The organism is Pseudoalteromonas sp. MT33b (genome assembly GCF_014117385.1).
GTDB lineage: Bacteria > Pseudomonadota > Gammaproteobacteria > Enterobacterales > Alteromonadaceae > Pseudoalteromonas > Pseudoalteromonas lipolytica.
In genome coordinates this window covers 148,069-166,416 of record NZ_CP059832.1, presented here as the reverse complement: position 1 = coordinate 166,416, position 18,348 = coordinate 148,069, and the positions used below count along the sequence as shown (strand labels likewise).

The window sequence follows — 18,348 nt, the reverse complement described above, 5'->3', positions numbered from 1 at the left end:
AGGGGCTTTACACGCGTCTTTAAACTATCACGAATGTGCAACACAATTGTCATGGAAAAGAGGCACACTGTGCGACATTAAATTGAACATGACATGTGATCCCCAATTTAATCCCCTGCTCGGGTAGGCATTGCCTACCCTTTTTTTTTGAGATCAGTTTTTTACTAACTTAACTAGAAAATCATCACTGAAAGCCCACTTAAAACCAAAACAGACACATTTATTGCGCTGATGTGTTTTACCCATGAGACCGTAAAACTATATAAAATCATAAGCATAAGAACACTTAGCGCCATATAACCACAAAATAATAATGCGCCGTATCCGCCTTCACTCATCACACTCAGTCCTAAACTTAGTAAAATAGTGATCCAGCCAATCGTTAAAAATCTATATCGCTGTTTTTCAGTAAGTTTCTTTTTAAATACATCGCGAAAATGATTAAACTTTGCAAGTGAAAAACAATTAAACGCTAAAAAGCAGAGACTAAATTGCAGTAATTCCATCATCCTTGTTGCTCCTTTAACTGCCTGTTTTTAAATAAATTGCCTTTTTCTTTTACATTGCCATGGCTAGGTATTTTTCTGCTTTGAACAATAAACATCAAACCAGCGCAGATAAACGCACTATCAATGCCAAACAGCGCCCATTGCTGAGTTAGTAAATAGCTGATCCAATTTCCCTCTGTTGTAAATGCATTAATTAAAGGGATTGAAAAACATGCCACCGCATTTAACCACGCAGCTAAGCGCCAATGTGACTGAGTACGTCCAAACAAAGCCAAAACAGCAATGAATAACCACGCTAAGAAAAAGGCTAGAACCTCTTTATCGGCACGTGCGGCTAACTCTATAGGTAGTAATCGGTTCGCGATAAAAAATGCACACGTTGCAAAAGGCAAGCCCATTAATGTAGCTAAATTTAACGTTTCAACAAGCTTCAAGCCACGGTGTGCTGATTGTTCAGGCTTCATGCGCTCTCTTAAACGCTTAGCCCACATCATGCAACCAGTCGCAATCATGGCACAGCCAGCAACCCCACATAAAAAGTACAGCCATCGTAGTAATGGCTCAGCTAATCGCCCACTGTGAAGCGCGGTCATTGAATCGTAAAATTGTGCCGATGCACTCCAGTCTTCACCTGATTGCGCGTCTATTTGCCCTGTTACACCATTAAATAAATAACGAGGGCCATTATCGACCACCTCTTTAGCTGTCGCCAGATAGACAACGATTTGTGATGACGCCGTATTGGCATTACGAACAAATACATGGCTTATATCGGCATTAGGGTACTTAGTATAAATCTGATCTAAAACCTGATTTATTGCCACCATGGGACGGTGTTTATCGGTTGGCGCCGCGCGCTTATTGACCGGTAAGGCTTCATTAAACATCTGACTTAATCCCTCTTCATACACGGTTTCTGCGGGGTAAGGGAACAACATAAAAATCAGTGTGATGATACCTGTGTAAGTAATCATAATATGAAAAGGAAGCGCCAAAACAGACGACACGTTATGCGCATCTAACCAGCTTCTACTGCCTTTATTACGACGAAAAGAAAACATATCTTTAAAAATACGCTTATGAATTACGACCCCCGTGACAAGCGCAACCAACATAAACATTGAAGCTAAACAAACAAGAATACGCGCAGTAAACACATCTATATAATGCAAATCAAAATGCAGACGATAAAAAAAGCCGCCGCCTTTTGTATCACGTGGCTCAGGAACTGGTTCCAGTGTATTTGGGTCTATATGAGTGTAATTAAACGGAGCACGACGTTGACCTGGTTGCTTAGGTTCTGCATAGCCATAACTTAAAACGGGGTTTCGCGAGTCGGGCATGTTTATACGCCACGAAAGAGAGTTAGGTGCTTTTTGCTGTAAATCTGCAAACACATCGTTAATTTGCTTTGCTTGTGAAGCAACACGGTGATCTTGATGACGTATTTGATGGATTTCAGGCTTAGCCCAAAAACTAATTTCGTCTTTAAAGAAGCTCAACGTGCCTGCGAAAAAAATTAAAAATAAAAGCCAGCAAACTAATAAACCTACCCACGTGTGTAACCACGTCATTGAACGGAAGAAATTCTCTTTCATAGCCATCCCTTAATCAAAGCCAGTACGAATAATTGCAGACTTGTCGTTAGTAAAATGGTGATCCAAACGACCTTCAGTGACTTAACTGCAAACACCCATATGAACACGCAGCAATAAAAAAAGACCGATAAGGTTGTGGTCAACAACACACTGTCGAGTTTATTTAGCGGCAATAAGACCGCCAGTAATGAGATAAATACACTGGTAAAAACATAACCCCCTAAGATGGCAGCAACAAAACGAAAAAACACAGCAACACGATATGACAGGCTCTGTGAACGTTTTTTAGCGCCTCTTGGTTCTTTAGCTTGCCCAGCTTGTAAGGACTGAGAGTGCATGATAATCCCTTAAAAAAAAGTTAAACGAGAAGAAAACGCATTATTATATAGTGACAAAACCAAAAAGATAGTGATTATCATTTGCGTAACCGTATTTTATAAAGGAACGATTTAAAACCCGATTTCATAGTTAGTAAAATAATGATCTGCTAGCTTTGTTTTACACAATAGCCTAAGGTGTTATGCACACAGCAGAAGGAGTTATAATGCAAACAATCGGATTAATTGGCGGTATGAGTTGGGAGTCGACACAGAGCTACTATCAACTTTTAAATCAGGGAGTTAAAGATAAGCTTGGTGGTTTACATTCAGCAAAAATTGCCTTAGTTAGCCTTGACTTTGCCGAAATAGCAACGCTTCAACAACAGCAAAACTGGCCTAAAATGGCAGAAATATTAATAAATGCGGCTCAGCAAGTTGAGGCTGCGGGTGCTGATTGTTTGCTTATCTGTACTAACACCATGCATAAGCTTGCAGAGCAAGTTCAAGCAGCTATCTCGATTCCTCTTTTACACATTGCCGATGCCGTTGGAGAGCAGCTTACAGCGAGTAAACACAAAAAAGTCGCATTACTAGGTACGTCATTTACCATGGAGCAAGATTTTTATACACAGCGCCTCAGTGACAAATTTGGAATTGAAGTGCTAATTCCTGAGCCAGACGAACGCGCGGTGATCCATGAAATTATTTATACAGAGCTCTGCATAGGTATCATAAACCCAGACTCTAAAGCCGCTTATTTGAGAATTATCAATCAACTATACCAACAAGGTGCAGAAGCAATCATTTTAGGTTGTACCGAAATAGCCTTGCTAATTCAACACACTGATACCGCCATTCCGTTATTTGATAGCACCGCATTGCATTGTTCAATGGCGCTTAAGCACAGCATAAACTAGGAGACTATTATGTCGAATCACCACAGTCTAAATTATGTAGAATTCGCCGCTAAAGATTTAACCGCTACCAAAACTTTTTTCCAGCAGGTATTTAAATGGAAATTTACTGACTATGGCCCCGAATATACAGCCTTCAGCTGTGAATCAGCAGGGCTTGATGGCGGCTTTTATCAAGCACCCTTAACCAGTTTAACGAGCAATGGCGGGGCTTTATTGGTACTTTACTCTAACAATATTAAAGAAACCCAAGCTCAAGTTGAGAACCACGGCGGGGTTATTATTAAACCATTATTTGATTTCCCAGGAGGTTGCCGCTTCCACTTTACAGAACCCAGTGGCAACGAGCTTGCCGTGTGGTCAAAACAAGCATAGATCAGATTTTTACTAAGTAATGAAACATCAAACACTCTTAGAACAAGTTAGTAAATGCGTGATCTGCGAACCTGAGTTACCGTTAGGAGCCCGTCCCGTTATTCAATTTAATGCCAGTGCGCGCATTTTAATAGCGGGGCAAGCACCCGGGGTTAAAGTTCACGAAACAGGTGTGCCCTTTAATGATGCCAGCGGAAAACGATTACGAAATTGGCTAGGTGTCAGTGATGACGAGTTTTACGATGCCCAAAACTTCGCTATTTTACCAATGGGCTTTTGCTATCCGGGTAAAGGTAAGTCTGGCGACCGACCACCGCGCAAGGAATGCGCTATTGCTTGGCGAGAAAAGCTCCTCGCCCAATTAAACAACGTTGAGCTGACTATCATTTTAGGTAAGTATGCACAGGCGTATCATTTACCTCATACCAAACAGTTGCCGTTAACAGAGTTAGTAAAATCGTGGCGTGATTATTGGCCTAAGTATTTACCTTTGCCACACCCAAGCCCACGCAATAATATTTGGTTAAAGAAAAATCCATGGTTTGAAGAACAAGTGCTTCCTGAACTGAGTAGCCAAATACGTTCATTACTTAATAGATAACACAATGGAAAATACTTTTTTTAAGCAACACGGTTACATGCATGTAAAGGGGCTTTACAATGATTCTGCTTTATCTGCTATTCGCCCCATTTTAGATAAATTTCATAATAATTGGCTTCGCGAAAATTCTCTTTTTTATAAAACTAAAGCTATTAATAGTTCAGGACTCACAGCGTCTCCATGGTTAACAGAAAATGAAAAACTGAGCTTATTCCATTTTATAAACTCAACGCAATTGCTCAATCAGGTTACCTCAATCATCGCGAGACCACGGTTTTTAAATAGCCAATTATTTTTTAATCCTTACAACCCAGAACAACATAATTATTGGCACCGAGATTCGCAGTATCATTTAGATATCAATGCACAGCAATCAGCTCTAACAGGTCCTGAAGTACTGCATTGCCGTATTGCATTTGAAGATGAACGGGGGATTGAGTTAATACCAGCGAGTCATAAAAATTGGGATTCTGAAGAAGAATTAGCGGTAAGGCTAGAGCTGCAAGGGGCTCACAATTATGATTCTTTAAGCCGTGGTAAAACTATCTCACTACAAAAAGGTGATCTATTGATTTTTTCGGCCAATATGATTCACCGAGGATTGTATGGGCTCAATAGGTTTTCACTCGATATCCTGTTTTTTGAACGCCATGAGAGCGTGGAGCAATTTATAAACACGGACTTTTTACCAACAGATGCTCAGCTTAAGAAATTGGAAAATCCTGCGGTTTTTATTTAATAAAAAAGCGGCTTAATTTGCCGCTTTCTCGCATTGCATTTAATACTATTGCAGCATCGCAAATAACTGCTTTAACTGCGGCATATATTCTTTAACCAAGTTAACGTTGTTTTCGCTAACATCAACGGGGGCATTATTCGCTTCTTTCACGCCCTCTAAGGCACCGGTCATTGAACGTGTTCCAGAACTTGCAGAAGACGCTGTTAAACTTTGTAAGCCACTCATTGCTTGATTAACTCGCGCTTGGTTTTCTGGTGACAGTGTTGCCTTCACACTTTCAAGATAGGCCATAGAAACTTCAGAACCCACAGTAACAAGCTGCTCTGGCGTAAAGCCATACTGCTGAGTTAAGGCGGCAAATTCAGTGTAAAGCTCATGCTCTTTAATGTGACCCAGTGCGCTCATTACCACAGAAGTATCTACCCCGTCTGTGCTACCCAGCATGTTACCCAGGTCTACACTTTCAAGCTCAGGTTGATTTTTTGACCAGTTCACAACTGCGGGGAGTGCTTTAATATAACTTTGTAGTTGGTTTTCGGTAATATCTTGTGCGAAGCTAGAAAAACTCATCGCGAGTAAACTCATTGAAATAATTAGTGCTTTCATCATGATTTCCTTTCTTTTCCAGTTTATAACAACCGACTTGCTTAGCGAGTTATTATGATCAGCTAATTACAAGTGTTACAATACAGTTTTTAGCACAACTAACTGAACCTAATGTTAATTATTTCTAATACTGTAACAATTGATGAATGGGAGCTCGACTTTAGTGCAATCCGCTCTCAGGGTGCAGGCGGACAAAATGTAAATAAAGTGGCCAGTGCAATTCATCTACGCTTTGATATAAAGCGTTCAAAGCTTCCTGACTTTTACAAACAAAGATTACTCAATTTAAATGACTCTCGGTTAACCAAAGAGGGAGTTATTGTCATTAAATCGCAAAGTCATCGTACACAAGAACTGAATAAAGAAGAAGCACTCAATCGTTTGAAAGAGTTAATTATCAGTGCAACACAGGTTCAAAAAAAGCGTCGTGCAACCAAGCCATCAAGAAATTCACAACGTAAGCGCATGGATAGCAAAACGAAGAGAGGCCAAACAAAAGCATTAAGAAAAAATATAAACCTATAACCTTATCACCACCCAATAGTGTCAATAATAAGCATAACTGTAAAGAAGTGTAACTTGTTAACAAAGTTAATTGATGGTTAATCCTACCAAGACTATAATAATCATACTATCTCACTTTTGAAAGGAGCCGCAAATGGGCCAAAAAAAATGCTTAATCGGCGTTGCTATGATAACGCTGTCAGTTTTGCCTATGACCAGCTTTGCCGTTGATTCTTGGCAAGCCGGAAGCGCTTATCCGCAAGGAAGTGAAACCTGTTATAACGAGATACTCTATAAAGCCAGATGGTGGGCAACCCCAGGAGAAGAACCCGGTAGTTCACAATGGGGGGCATGGGTTGCCGATGTTGCATCAAAAACCTGTGTAGAGAGTATGAGTATGGCTAAGCAAGATGAGTTATTAAAGTCGCTGCCAACCATCTTCGAAACAAATAATAATAAAAAAGGGAGTTCTGATTAACTCCCTTTTTTGTCACCAGGCCCGCATGCACTAATCAAATGTATGGTGGCGTGTCATTTCAAATCGATTGAGTATGTGATGCATAATATAGACAGCACACAAGCTTAAAAGTATTGCAACCGACACCGATGAAAAGCGATATAAAGCGCTATACACCAGATCTTGACCCGGCCCTAATGACTGGCCAAACAAGATGCCAAAGGTCGTAATAATACCAAAACCAACCCCTGGAATGCCGCCAGATAAAATATGATAGCGACTAAATATAAAGGTCAAAATCCATAAAATCAGTGCAGGAAAAATTAATATATCAGTGTGATTGTATAAAAATAACTGCGCCACAAGTGCTAAATTGCAGCCAATTAATGTACCAATAGCACGCTGCCATGCAGCCATTCCCGCCGCTTTCCAGCATAAAGAAAACAAAATCAATACCGACGCCGCCTGTGCAGAAATAGAGTCTTGTAAATCAAATACCTGAAAAACAATAAAAGAAAGAGTCGCGACAGTTGAACATAACAAGACTTCATGCCGAACACTTTCTTTGGCTTTTTCAGGCATTACGCGAGCTTGACGGGGTGAAACATCAGGAAAAATTCCATGCATCAGTACCGAAAAAACAACGGTTACAATAACAGCGACTGCATTGCTGATGATCAACGGATAAATACTGATTCCTGCCCCTGTGTAGGTTGAAAAGTGCAATTGAATCGAGAGGCTGACTACCGTTGTTGCACCAAATAAAAAGTTAGCACCACGACTCATTTGGTAAAACAAAAAAGCAAATGCCAAAAAACTTACCATCGTCATGACCACAGGCAAATGTGCAAGCAAACCTTGAACGACAAGTACAAACAATGCACTGAATACTGCACCCGCATAAAACTGACGAATAATATGCATATTAAGTACAGGTACTAGGCCAAGCAACAACATAGGATACACAGTAAAAAAGATCCCATTTGGCCAATTCATCAACTTTGCAAGCGCAAACCCTAATGCTGAGCCCGTAGCAATACGCAATGCTTGACGCAAACCATTCCCATCGAGTTGCAGTGTTGACATAACTTACTTAACCTTAATATATAAAGTGCAAAACACTGATCAAACGGATTTGCATGCCCGCAAACCAGCTACCGATGCTTGACTCAGGCAATAGTTGCACCGTTGCTCGTGCGCCACTTGGAAACTTAGCCAGCATGTCGTGTTGCTCTAATTGCAGATGAATACGCTGACGCTGTGCATCACGTACCCAGCGATTGCTACTTTCAGTGGCACTTAATAAGCCATTAGCATTAAGTTGACCATCACTCACACCGGCCTCAAAGCTGATAATTTTTGCATTGAAAACCTTGCCGGGTAGGGCATCAAAACTGACTTTTGCACGGCTACCAACCTGCACATGAACGAGTGATTTTTCGCGAAAATCCGCGACAAGATCCGCTTTATTAGCCACAACTGCCATTAATGGCTGGCCTTTATTCGCATAAGTACCTGGCGTAACTTGCAAGTTCGCCACTTTACCATCGGTCTCTGCTGTAACACTTGTATAAGACAAATTAAGCTTTGCTTGCTCTAGTTGATTCAAGGCGTGACGAAGCGCTAGGTTGTCATCGCCCATTTTACCACGCGCTAATTTAGCTTCGCTCAGTTGCGCTTCAATCGCTGCCACATTCGCTTTACTCGACTGATAATTCGCATTAATCGTTTCGTATTCCTGCTCTGATATAGAGCGCTTTTTAAGGAGTGATTCGCCGCGTTCAAACAACAAGGTTTGCTCATGTAACTTGGCCTCTGCCGCTGCTAATTGTGCTTCAATCGCTTTAACACTGCTATCTAAGCGTTGGTTTTGCAACTTTGCATCATCGTAAGCAAGTTCGGCTTGCTGTACGGCAAGCTTAAAAGGCTCATCATTAATATGAAATAATGGTTGTTGCTTCACAACCGACTGGTTATTGGTTACGAACACATCCGTTACACGCCCACTGACTTGTGGCGTTACCTGTACAACAGGGTGATACACGCGTGCCTGCGGAGTTACAGGCATGAATAAATCAGCAACCACAAAATAAAGAAATAATACAATAAAACCCGCTAAGGAGATTTTTACATAACGGGCAAATTTTTGATCCGGTGTCATAAACTTACTTATCTCCTGAATATTGCTTAATGCACTGGCGTGCGTTTATTTCCATTTGCACAAGACCATGCGCCATGGTATCGAGCTGCTCAGTGGTTAAGTTTGCATACAAGTGTTGTTTCACATCAGCAATAATAACGCGCAAGGTGTCTAATAATTGTAGACCTTGTTCGGTGAAATAAAGGCGTTTACTGCGTTTATCCTCGGTATCTGACTTGCGTACAATAATCTCTTGCTGCTCAAGCTGCTTAATTGTGCGTGTTAGTGACGGCATTTCAATACCTAAACTACTCGCCAATTGCTGCTGTGTGCAGCCTTGATTCAAGTGAAATAAATGAATCATTACCGTCCAGCGCGATTGCGTTAAACCTAAAGGCTCAACCGCAAATGTAACGGCATCGCGGCATAAACGATGTACACGCCCCATGCTTCCGCACAAGGTTAGATCAAGGGTTTCATGAAAGGGGATAGAAGAGGACATAATGCACTCCATTTACTTAGCATGCTAACTATTTTAATGTAGTTAGCATGCTAAGTAAATATTAATGCATTTTATAAAACAGATAGAACTAATCGAAAAAACCGAAACAACGAAAATAATAACCTGTCAGTTCACAAAGGTGCGATTAACGTTTTAATATGCTGCTCATATTGGTCTAACTTATCAATTACAAAGCCCGTATGTTGGTAGCGGACTATCCCTTCTTTATCAATTAAAAAGCTGCTGGGCATCCCTTTGAGTTGATATTGCCTGCCTATGACAGCATCGGGGTCATAAATGATATTAAAATTAACCGCAAAATCAGTTAAAAACTTCTCAGCATCTGCGCGCTCTACATCAATGTTAACCGCAATAATCGTCAATCCTTGTTCACGATACGTATTTTGCATTTCAATAAGCCACGGAAACGAGCGGCGACAAGGGCTGCACCACGACGCCCAAAAATCTAATAGTACCACTTTTCCTTTATTTTGACTGAGTAACGCTGCGAGTTGTTGCAGGCTGGGTGAAACTGTTGTCGATGCAGGTTGCTCTGCTATCACAGCAGAGCTAACAAAAAGAAATAGAGAGAAGATGAGTTTGATCATTGATAATTTAACAAGTTTGCTGGTGAATATTGATCCGTTAAGACTTTGGTGTCTTTTGGCCAGTCTTGGTTGCCTTTAGTATAAAACAAGTGCTCACTAAGCAACTGCATATCGACATCATAAGGGGCTAATTTTGGCGTTAAACGCTTTACCCGCTCAGCAATTTGTTGCTCTGTGGGCATGGCATGAAAACCCGCTAAAATTATCCGGTTAGAATCTTTATCTGTCACTACATTTACAAAATCACCAAAGACATCAAAATAGGTTGCAGACTCGTGCTGATAAAGCTTACTTGATGAAAAGGTGTTCGCGGCAACAACGCCGTTTTTGGTCAGAACACTTTTTACTTCAGCAAAAAACTCTTTTGTAAGTAAGTGCTCAGGAATGTAGTCGCCGTTAAAGGCATCGAGAATAATCCAGTCGTACTTTTGCTTTTTTAATGCCGCGCGTTTTATAAAAATGCGTCCATCTTGCACTTTTGATGTCACGCTGTCGGTTTCAACAAAATCAAAATAATCGCGTGCAACTTTAATCACCGCAGGGTCAATTTCTACATTTTCTATGTGTGCATTGGGGTAGAGTTCATGAATGGTGTTAGAAAGTGTGCCACCCCCCAATCCAATAATGAGCACATTCTTTGGATTATCAATAAATAATAAACTTGCGAAGGTCATTTTAGTGTAATTAAACACTAACTTTTTAGGGTCACTTTGGTACATACAACTTTGCGTACTTTTACGGGTTTTTTCATTAAATTTTAAACACAGTAAGTCAGCATTTTTCTCTACCAAAATGTTGCGATACAAAGAGCGCTCTTTGTGTATTACCTTGCTTTGTGCAATGAATGGCATGATTAACACTAACCATATTAAGACTCTAAGCATACAGCACGCTCCTTAACCGAAAGCTGACTCACAACAATAGCAAGTAACCCCAAAGCACCAAGTACAGCAGCAAATGTTTTAATAATGTCATTAACATCAAATGCCAGTACCATATAAAACGAAGTGATAATAGTGCCCAGCGCACTGCCTAATGTACTCACAAAATATAACCCGCCAGCCACTTGTCCACTTTTTTCATGATCGGTAACCAATAACCGCACCGAATATGGCGAGATCATGCCTAAAATAATAGTTGGAATGAAAAACAATGCCATTGAGGCAAGCAGAGAACCGTAACGACTGTCTTCGATATGACTGAAAATAAAAGCCATAATTGGCTCAGCAAACATAACTATTGGTATCACCATAATACTGGCAATAAAAAAGATAGCGCCATATTTGGTTAATGTAGGGTTGCGAGTAGAAAGTTTACCGCCAAGCAAATAACCAATTGATAAGCTCAACATAAACACAGTAATAATACTGCCCCAAATATGCACACTACTACCAAAAAATGGGGCTAAAATTCGCCCACCGAGTAATTCAATCCCCATTATACAAAAGCCACTACTGAATGCTAAAAAGTAGATAAGCGCATTGATTTTATTCATTAAACACCTGCTGATTTCGTTATAGTTTTAATCCATCTTAACCTGATGATGAACTCGATGCTATGACTGTTTTTTGTCCATAAAAGGGGCATTGATAAAAATACCTTTTTAAATAACCTTTATAAAAAAAGAGGCTAATTAGATCATCGTCTGGTATTTTATCGGGAGCAATTAAAAAAGGATTCAAGCGATGGAACAGCACATTACCTCAATAAACGTTAGCGAAATAAAATCACTTTCAGGTTTTAAAGTGCGCACGTGTAACGCGAATGAAATGAGTGGCGAGGGCGCTCAAATAGGGCATTTATGGCAACGTTTTTATAGCGAAATAGCACCAGAACTGACCTCAACAAGCCAGGTTTACGGTGTGTATACACATTACGAATCAGATGTCACCGGCGACTTTGATGTATATGCCTGTACTAATACCCCGATAAACACGGTAGAAACAGAGTCCGTTGATCTGGCTGCAGGGCATTATCTTCGCTTTAGTGGTCAAGGAAGTATGCCACACGCTGTGATTGATGTATGGGGTCAAGTTTGGCAATACTTTAGTAATGAGCAGTGCCCACACATTCGCGCTTATAAAACTGACTACGAGTTTTATAAAAGTAGCGATGAGGTTGAGGTGTTTATTTCTGTTGAATAGCAATGCACTAAACAACGCGTGTAAACCCCCATTACAAATTGACTAAATACGCCGCTTAATGCGGCGCTGGCTATTTATAAAAACTCAGTGCTATTTGTTCAGCTTTTGCATAGGCGTTAGTGAGTGAACGCTGATGCCTTTCATCATTAAACTCTTGGTATTCACTGGCAATTTCGTCGATTTTCTCAACGCCTAAATACAGACTCAATGTGCGTAGATGAGGCACTAAATGGCTCATATGCTCGCGTATCCCACCTTGCTCGAAGCCAAACTCGCCTGTAGAGGTAATGATCACTAAGCGTTTACCATTTAGCAGCGGTTTTAAAGGAAAATCACCACGTCCTAAGTCAAAATCAAAAGTTTTGTTAATACGAACTATTTGATCAAACCATGCTTTTAGTTGCGCGGGCATACCGTAGTTATACATAGGAGTTGAGATCACGATAGTGTCGGCCTTAGCGACTTCATTAATAAGTTCATCTGACTCAGCAAGCAGCGCTTGTTGTTCTATGGTTTGCTTATTAGCCGGTGTGAACACGGCACCTATCCACGCTTGAGTAATAAAAGAAGGCGGGTGAACCCCTACATCACGATAGATATACTCAGCTATTGCATTAGTATTTTGTAAGCAGCTTATAAAATGTTTAGCAATATTCTTTGAAATTGAATCATGGCTTGAATTATCATTTTTTGCCGCACGTACGCTAGCATCAATATGTAGAAGGGTAGTCATAAGTAAAACCTCATTAGTTAATGTATGGGTATCATCAATAAATTGAGGCGTTTTAACAAACGAGTTAAAATTCACTATAAGTAAGTTATACTCAGCTATAAATCTGCGAGAGTTTTTTATGCAAGTATCATTACAATCCTTAAAAGCCTTTGAGTCGGCTGCGCGCTTGGGCAGTTTTAAAGCTGCAGCAGCAGAACTTGCGATTACGCCTACCGCAGTTTCACATCATATAAGTAACCTCGAAAGTCGTTTAAACACCGATTTATTTCATCGTGAAGTAAGAAAAATCACCTTAACTGAAACGGGTGAATACTTGAGCCTAAGCGCTTCAAAAGGGTTTAAACTAATTTTTGATGCGATAGACACGCTAAGCCAAACAAATAACCACATTCGGATAACAACCACCTCATCGCTTGCCGCAATGAGGCTAATACCCGCTTTACATACGCTAAACACGCAGTATCCACAATTAACGCTCGATATATCAACCAGTGAAGCGCTGGATAAACAATTGCATACTTTACCCGTTAGACTTGGGAATAAAGAAGAAATCAACGAAGCTGATATCATAAAATATGAAGCTTTTAATGTCTTTGCTGCAAGCACGCACCAGCGCGCGCCTTGGCTAAATGGGCACATTACTTTGTACACTAGTCAATGGAAAAACAACGCATTAGCTGCGCCCCCTCTCACTGAGTGGCTGACTAAAAACAACCAAAGCTCATCGCAGTTCGAGATTAAGTCGTTTGATCAGGAGTTATTTGGTATTCAACAAGCATTGGCAAATAATGGCGCTGTATTTTGCTCAAACACGTTGGTCAAACCCTATGTTGATGCAGGGTTACTCACACACTTTAAGAGCCATGCTGTAGAATCACAGCTTTGTTATTACATACCCGATAAGTCTCGCTTTGAGACAAACACACATAAAACCGTAATTGAGTGGTTAGAACGATTATTAAATTAAACATTTAGTAATCTGTAACGGGGGTTTACAGTTTGCATAAAAAAGCCGCAGTTTAAGTTATTAAGCTGCGGCTTTTACTAAAAGCTGAATTACGGCTTGAGTAAATGCTTTTCAAAGAAGTTAGCCATCATCGTGTGATAATGCAGGGTCGTGCCTTCACCTTCACGCAGGCTGTGAGAGCGGTTCGGGTATGAGAAGAACTCGAACTGTTTATTGTGCTTAACTAATTCGTTAATTAAACGTTCTGAACCTTGGTAATGCACGTTGTCATCGCCAGTGCCGTGGATCAGCAACAATTTACCTTGCAAGTCTTTGGCAAAAGTAATTGGCGAGGTATTGTCGTAACTTTCAGGATCCGTATTTGGATTACCAGCATAACGCTCTTGATAGATGGTGTCGTACAAGCGAATATCAGGGACTGGGGCTGAAGCAATGCCCACTTTGTACTTGTCGCCATGGCGGAATAACAAGTTAAGTGTTGAGCTGCCGCCTCCTGAGTGACCCCATACGCCAACACGGTCAGTATCAATTACATCCCAGCGCTTTGCCATTGCATCAAGTGCATCCACTTGGTCACGCACGGTGATTGAGCCAATTTTTTTGTAGATTGATTTACGCCAATCTCGGCCTTTCGGTGCGCGAGTACCGCGATTATCAACCGAGGCAACAATAAAGCCTTGTTGTGTTAAATACGACTTATACAAGTAACTGTTGCCTTCCCAGCGGTCTTGAACTGTAGAACCCCATGGCTCACCGTATACATAAAATACGATAGGGTACTTTTTGCTGTTATCCATATTAGCAGGGAACATAATGTAACCATCAAGCTCAACACCATCACGGGCATTTACTGTAAAGAACTCGTGTGTTGGTAATTGTTCAGTTGTAAGCTTTTCTTTTAGCGCTTTATTCTCAACTAAGGTTTTCACATTGCTGTGATCACTTACTTTGATGATTTCTTTCATGGGGGGTGTGCCAAACTTAGAGTAGGTATGCATTGCCCATGATGTGTCTTTCGACATGTAGTAGCTATTAGAGCCATCAAATGACTCTGGCGTTACACGCATCGGTTTTGTGCTTCCATCAAGCGATGTACGAAATAAATAACGCTGGCCCGGATCATCAGGTGAAGCTGTGAAATACATCACATTTTTATCTTCGTTTAACGCCAACATATCAATAATGTCGTATTCGCCCGGCGTTAAATCAATGATACTTTTGCCATCACGAGAAACACGATAAAGATGACGCCATCCATCTCGCTCACTGTGCCAAATAAAGAACGTGCCATCTTTTGACCAGTTAGCTTTATAGAACCACTCGATGAATGCATCGTCTTTGTCTTCAAGAATTTTAGTTAGCTGTTGCTTTTTCCAATCAAATAACCACACTTTGTTGTGGCTTTGCGGGCGATTAAGATCTTGGATCATTAATGATTCTCCCGTGCCAGCCCAGCTAATACGTGGGATATAACGGTCACGGTTATCGCCACCCAGTTCTGCCCAACGCGTTTTTTTATCACTTAAGCTTACCACACCGACTTTTACGGCAGAGTTCATTTCGCCCGCTTTTGGATACGGAAACTCTTTGAGTGTCGGATAAAGCTCGTCGGTGTTATTGATCATAGTGAAATATTTCACACCACTGGTATCAAGCTGCCAATAGGCGATAGATTTATTGTCAGGGCTCCAACGGAATCCATCTCGAATAGTAAACTCTTCTTCGTATACCCAGTCAAAGTTACCGTTAACGAGGGTGTCATTGCCATCGGTAGTTAATGCAGTAACCGCTTTGCTGCCTACTTTTTCCATGTAAATATTGTTATCACGCACATAGGCCACTTTAGAGCTATCTGGTGAGAACTTTGCGAACATTAATTTTTTAGCTTCAACGTTTTCACCACCTAATTGATACAGCGAGTCTGTCTCTAGGTTTAAAAGCCAAAAGTCACCACGGCTACGTGAACGCCAAACTTGCTCACCATTGGTAAACACCATAAGCCACTTGCCATCTTTTGACCACTGATAACTTTCAACGGTTAACGGCTCTTTTTCGCCTTCTGGGATCAGTTTTTCGTAGCTAACAAGCACTTTTCGATTTGTACCATCTGCATTATAAAAAACAATGTCGTTGCCTTTTACACCATGTTCATCGTCTTTGGCTTTATCGTCTTGTTTGTTTTTATCGCTTTCACGCTCTTCAAGCACTGTGTAACCCGTGCCGTCGTCGAGCCATGTGAAATAGGTGCTACGTTGTGCTTTAAAGTCTTTGTCTTTGTATATTTGCTCAAGTGAAAGAGGATTAGAGTTTGCGCTCACTGTTGTGGTTGTATTGGCTTGCTCAGTACTTGAGCATGCTTGTAGTCCCAAACCTGCAACAACGGCAAACGCGAGGGCTGATGTTTTTATTAAGTTCATTTTGTTATCCCTTGGTTTTAACTAACCTAGCGTAGCAAAATAAGTTAATAAAATCTGAGTTTTTATCGTATAAACAAGGGGGTTGAACTTAATCATCCCACAAAAACATACTGGCATGTTTATTAGCAATACGCAGTTCATATATATCACTACATGGTCGACTAGCGGCTCCGTAACACACATGCAGTGGTAACAAATGCTCCTCACGAGGATGATTAAAGCGTGCTGCTGGCGCCATTTGCCATTCTAATAACTTAGCGTGACGCTGTTGTTCTGTAAGCGATGTATTACCGCACACATCAACAAGCCACTGCTCAAAAGCGAGATTTTGCATTTTGATTTCGGCTGTTTCCGGTGTAAAAAAAGCGCGCATATTATGGAAAGTAAACCCTGAGCCTATAATCAATAGGTTGTCGTAATGCAGGTTTTGCAGCGCTTCGCCTATTGCTAGATGCACGTTTGGTAATAGGCTAGGGTGCAACGACAACTGCACGCAAGGTATATCTGCGTCTGGGTACATTATCTTCAAAGGGACATACATGCCATGGTCGAAGCCACGAGTTGGATTCAACTCACTGTCAATATATGCAGTTGTGAGTGCTTGATGAACTTGCTCAGCAAGCGCTGGCTCACCGGGACATGGGTATTCTATAGAATATGCAGAATCCGAAAATCCATAATAATCATATATAAGCTCAGGCGCAGCGGAAGAGGTAATATTTATTGGGTTGGCTTCCCAATGGGCACTGATCATCAAAATAGCTGATGGCTTTTTAATTTTTTCTGCAACAGATTGCAAACAGGTAACCATATCAACATGACTGGCATCGCCTAATAGCGGCATTGGGCCGCCACCATGAGAAACAAAAAAGACGCGTGGCTTTTGCATAAACGGGCTCCTTACTTACGTTGTTATGTATAGTGCACACACAGAGGTGCAATAACCAGCCACATAAATGCACAGCTTAGGTGTGATTTTACACACCAGCAGTTTGTAAGTACTAACTTAACAACCATGCAGCATTCATTGCGGGTATTTTCCCTTTAAGCCCCCCTTCTAATGGCTCTCGACAAAGTAAGGTTAATTGATAAAACGCGTCGTAATGCTGATGAAGCTCGTTGGCAGTAACGTTAAATGGAGGACCTGAAAACTCACTCTGTTGATACTCAAACACCACAACCAATTGCTGCGCTTTATTGGCTAACTGTAAAATGTGTTGCGTGTAACGTACTCGCATTGATAATGGCAATGCCACTAATGCCGCTCTATCATACACAGCGTTTACCGTACCAAGTTGTTCAGGAGTCAATGTAAATATATCTCCCACCCACACAGTTAAATTAGCGCTCTGATAACACGTTAGTGTGCCATGGTTAGTAATCTCTGGTGTGAGGTTTAATTCTTGAAAAAGCTGCTTAATTGCAATTTCACTTAACTCAGCGCCCACAACTTTCATGCCGCTGGCTAACAAAAAATGAATATCGTGCGTTTTGCCACATAGAGGCACAAATACGGTATCGCCAGGTTGCAAACTCAAGTTGGTAAAATACTGATCCAGGTAACGATTAACATCCCCTTCATGAAATCCTATTTCATTATTTTCCCAACGATTATGCCAATGTTTTGCGTCCATCAATAACTCCTAAATAAACAACACAAATTGAGCTGATAAATATAACCCTACACCAAATAGTAAATGGGTGGTGAGAGTTTTCAAACGTGCTTGGTTTGGCTTAGCTGTATTAACAGCCATAACTCCTAATCCTAAAGCAGGTTGCATAACAAAAAATGGCATGACCGTGCTGAACAATCCGAATAAACAGGCAGGTAAAAATAGCGGTGAAGTCATCCATTCCTTACCAATCAATAACACAAAAAACAGAGAAAATAGGGCGCCGATGATGTAATGCAAAATCCAACCAACAACACATTCGCGTTCTTTAGCTTCACTGGCAGCAATATCGACATGTTTAAATTGCCCCGATGCCATAGTAAGGGCCCAACGCCCAACAAAGCAAAAGTTTAATGTAGTCTGGTTAAAGCACTTTTTAAAAAAATAACTCCATATATCAATTGAAAGCGTGGCAACAAGGCCAATAACTATCGCCTGAATAAATTGAAGGAAGGTCATATTTATACCAAGTAGTGAATCATAAAAAACATGATAAACAATTACAAAAATGCTAAAAACAACAATATAAACAAACTATGAT

Annotated in this window: 23 protein-coding genes; 8 read left to right on the top strand and 15 right to left on the bottom strand. The window is 40.8% G+C overall.

Translation table 11 applies throughout. The annotated features are described in order from the left end of the window. Positions 1-173 precede the first annotated feature (173 nt). Genes H3302_RS16870 through H3302_RS16860 form a run of 3 tightly spaced genes read right to left on the bottom strand, consistent with a single transcriptional unit; the run spans position 174 to position 2,445 of the window. Entirely contained in the window at positions 174-509 is a 336-nt protein-coding gene (locus H3302_RS16870; protein WP_182396658.1) for a DUF3325 domain-containing protein, read from the bottom strand. Further along, positions 506-2,107, bottom strand: a complete 1,602-nt coding sequence (locus H3302_RS16865) for a PepSY domain-containing protein (RefSeq protein ID WP_182396656.1) — start codon at positions 2,105-2,107, stop codon at positions 506-508. The genes H3302_RS16870 and H3302_RS16865 overlap by 4 nt, the downstream gene beginning before the upstream one ends. Next, on the bottom strand, positions 2,104-2,445 hold the full coding sequence (locus H3302_RS16860; protein ID WP_036972593.1) for a hypothetical protein: 342 nt from the start codon (positions 2,443-2,445) through the stop codon (positions 2,104-2,106). The genes H3302_RS16865 and H3302_RS16860 overlap by 4 nt, the downstream gene beginning before the upstream one ends. A 206-nt stretch (positions 2,446-2,651) precedes the next feature. Between H3302_RS16860 and H3302_RS16855 the strand changes: the two genes are divergently transcribed. From H3302_RS16855 to H3302_RS16840, 4 genes are read left to right on the top strand one after another with little or no spacing between them, the layout of a single operon-like run. After that, a complete protein-coding gene (locus H3302_RS16855) occupies positions 2,652-3,344 on the top strand; it encodes an aspartate/glutamate racemase family protein (protein WP_065979210.1) in 693 nt (230 codons plus the stop codon). Between the two features lie 9 nt (positions 3,345-3,353). Further along, complete coding sequence (locus H3302_RS16850) at positions 3,354-3,716, top strand: VOC family protein (protein WP_036972597.1); 363 nt, start codon at positions 3,354-3,356, stop codon at positions 3,714-3,716. 19 nt (positions 3,717-3,735) lie between these two features. Further along, positions 3,736-4,317: a uracil-DNA glycosylase family protein gene (locus tag H3302_RS16845; protein WP_180311825.1), complete on the top strand. Its 582-nt coding sequence runs from the start codon at positions 3,736-3,738 to the stop codon at positions 4,315-4,317. Between the two features lie 4 nt (positions 4,318-4,321). After that, the gene (locus H3302_RS16840; protein ID WP_182396654.1) at positions 4,322-5,056 is read left to right on the top strand and encodes a phytanoyl-CoA dioxygenase family protein; all 735 of its coding nucleotides are present in this window, start codon (positions 4,322-4,324) and stop codon (positions 5,054-5,056) included. A 45-nt stretch (positions 5,057-5,101) separates the two neighbouring features. Here the strand turns inward: H3302_RS16840 and H3302_RS16835 are convergent, their stop codons facing one another. Further along, the gene (locus tag H3302_RS16835; protein ID WP_182396759.1) at positions 5,102-5,662 is read right to left on the bottom strand and encodes a short-chain dehydrogenase; all 561 of its coding nucleotides are present in this window, start codon (positions 5,660-5,662) and stop codon (positions 5,102-5,104) included. 111 nt (positions 5,663-5,773) lie between these two features. Between H3302_RS16835 and arfB the strand changes: the two genes are divergently transcribed. Together arfB and H3302_RS16825 are read left to right on the top strand one after the other, a co-directional pair. Next, entirely contained in the window at positions 5,774-6,187 is a 414-nt protein-coding gene (gene arfB, locus H3302_RS16830; protein ID WP_182396652.1) for an alternative ribosome rescue aminoacyl-tRNA hydrolase ArfB, read from the top strand. Between the two features lie 133 nt (positions 6,188-6,320). After that, positions 6,321-6,644: a hypothetical protein gene (locus tag H3302_RS16825; RefSeq protein ID WP_182396650.1), complete on the top strand. Its 324-nt coding sequence runs from the start codon at positions 6,321-6,323 to the stop codon at positions 6,642-6,644. Positions 6,645-6,674: 30 nt separating this feature from the next. On the opposite strand, the gene H3302_RS16820 is transcribed toward H3302_RS16825, so the two are convergent. From H3302_RS16820 to H3302_RS16795, 6 genes are all read right to left on the bottom strand, one after another. Next, complete coding sequence (locus tag H3302_RS16820) at positions 6,675-7,709, bottom strand: DUF2955 domain-containing protein (RefSeq protein WP_182396649.1); 1,035 nt, start codon at positions 7,707-7,709, stop codon at positions 6,675-6,677. A gap of 13 nt (positions 7,710-7,722) precedes the next feature. Continuing rightward, a complete protein-coding gene (locus H3302_RS16815; protein ID WP_036972606.1) occupies positions 7,723-8,784 on the bottom strand; it encodes an HlyD family secretion protein in 1,062 nt (353 codons plus the stop codon). Between the two features lie 4 nt (positions 8,785-8,788). Further along, positions 8,789-9,265, bottom strand: coding sequence for a MarR family winged helix-turn-helix transcriptional regulator (locus H3302_RS16810; protein WP_036972607.1), 477 nt, complete (start codon positions 9,263-9,265; stop codon positions 8,789-8,791). A gap of 131 nt (positions 9,266-9,396) precedes the next feature. Further along, complete coding sequence (locus H3302_RS16805) at positions 9,397-9,873, bottom strand: TlpA disulfide reductase family protein (RefSeq protein ID WP_182396648.1); 477 nt, start codon at positions 9,871-9,873, stop codon at positions 9,397-9,399. Continuing rightward, positions 9,870-10,757 carry a spermidine synthase gene (locus tag H3302_RS16800; protein WP_065979203.1) on the bottom strand — a complete coding sequence of 296 codons (888 nt, stop codon included), beginning with the start codon at positions 10,755-10,757 and terminating at the stop codon, positions 9,870-9,872. The genes H3302_RS16805 and H3302_RS16800 overlap by 4 nt, the downstream gene beginning before the upstream one ends. Then, entirely contained in the window at positions 10,742-11,368 is a 627-nt protein-coding gene (locus tag H3302_RS16795) for a fused MFS/spermidine synthase (RefSeq protein WP_036972611.1), read from the bottom strand. The genes H3302_RS16800 and H3302_RS16795 overlap by 16 nt, the downstream gene beginning before the upstream one ends. Positions 11,369-11,558: 190 nt before the next feature. Here H3302_RS16795 and H3302_RS16790 point away from each other — a divergent pair, with 190 nt between their 5' ends. Next, on the top strand, positions 11,559-12,017 hold the full coding sequence (locus H3302_RS16790; protein ID WP_182396646.1) for a GyrI-like domain-containing protein: 459 nt from the start codon (positions 11,559-11,561) through the stop codon (positions 12,015-12,017). Positions 12,018-12,087: 70 nt separating this feature from the next. Here H3302_RS16790 and H3302_RS16785 read toward each other — a convergent pair whose 3' ends face one another. Beyond that, positions 12,088-12,750, bottom strand: a complete 663-nt coding sequence (locus H3302_RS16785) for an FMN-dependent NADH-azoreductase (RefSeq protein ID WP_182396645.1) — start codon at positions 12,748-12,750, stop codon at positions 12,088-12,090. Between the two features lie 118 nt (positions 12,751-12,868). Here H3302_RS16785 and H3302_RS16780 point away from each other — a divergent pair, with 118 nt between their 5' ends. After that, positions 12,869-13,717 carry a LysR family transcriptional regulator gene (locus H3302_RS16780; RefSeq protein ID WP_182396643.1) on the top strand — a complete coding sequence of 283 codons (849 nt, stop codon included), beginning with the start codon at positions 12,869-12,871 and terminating at the stop codon, positions 13,715-13,717. An 89-nt stretch (positions 13,718-13,806) separates the two neighbouring features. Here H3302_RS16780 and H3302_RS16775 read toward each other — a convergent pair whose 3' ends face one another. From H3302_RS16775 to H3302_RS16760, 4 genes are all read right to left on the bottom strand, one after another. Then, a complete protein-coding gene (locus tag H3302_RS16775) occupies positions 13,807-16,134 on the bottom strand; it encodes a S9 family peptidase (RefSeq protein WP_074988406.1) in 2,328 nt (775 codons plus the stop codon). An 88-nt stretch (positions 16,135-16,222) separates the two neighbouring features. Beyond that, on the bottom strand, positions 16,223-17,023 hold the full coding sequence (locus tag H3302_RS16770; RefSeq protein WP_182396642.1) for a class III extradiol ring-cleavage dioxygenase: 801 nt from the start codon (positions 17,021-17,023) through the stop codon (positions 16,223-16,225). 112 nt (positions 17,024-17,135) lie between these two features. After that, positions 17,136-17,768, bottom strand: a complete 633-nt coding sequence (gene tmpT / locus H3302_RS16765; protein ID WP_182396641.1) for a thiopurine S-methyltransferase — start codon at positions 17,766-17,768, stop codon at positions 17,136-17,138. 9 nt (positions 17,769-17,777) lie between these two features. Next, entirely contained in the window at positions 17,778-18,266 is a 489-nt protein-coding gene (locus H3302_RS16760) for a DUF2938 domain-containing protein (protein ID WP_075593361.1), read from the bottom strand. Between the last annotated feature and the right edge of the window lie 82 nt (positions 18,267-18,348).